Origin of the sequence: Pseudoalteromonas sp. SIMBA_162 (genome assembly GCF_046535955.1) — a bacterium.
GTDB classification, from domain to species: Bacteria; Pseudomonadota; Gammaproteobacteria; order Enterobacterales; family Alteromonadaceae; genus Pseudoalteromonas; species Pseudoalteromonas marina.
This window is the reverse complement of record NZ_JAWJBQ010000883.1, coordinates 1-249: the sequence shown is the minus strand read 5'-3', so window position 1 is coordinate 249 and position 249 is coordinate 1. Positions and strand designations below refer to the sequence as shown.

At 39.4% G+C, this 249-nt stretch carries 1 protein-coding gene; it reads right to left on the bottom strand.

Going from position 1 to position 249, the window contains the following annotated elements:
• A partial coding sequence (locus R0J88_RS22240) for a polyprenyl synthetase family protein (RefSeq protein WP_410901206.1) occupies window positions 1–249 on the bottom strand: 249 nt, incomplete at both ends.

The following is a 249-nucleotide window of genomic DNA, read 5'->3' as shown; positions in this document are numbered from 1 at the left end:
AGCAAGCAATTGCTTTATCGGCTTCAAGCTCTGCTTTTTGCATTGTAAACTCAAGTGCAGTGGTTTGTTTTAACGTAGATAAAATCTCTTCTAAATGTTCCATACCATTACTGTGCTCAATGGTATCACGAATTAACTGTGTTTGATGTGTATTACCGTGTTGCATTGCATATATAGGTGGTAGGGTAGGCTTACCTTCGGCTAGATCATCGCCTATATTTTTACCTAGTTGGTCTGCATCGGCGTTAT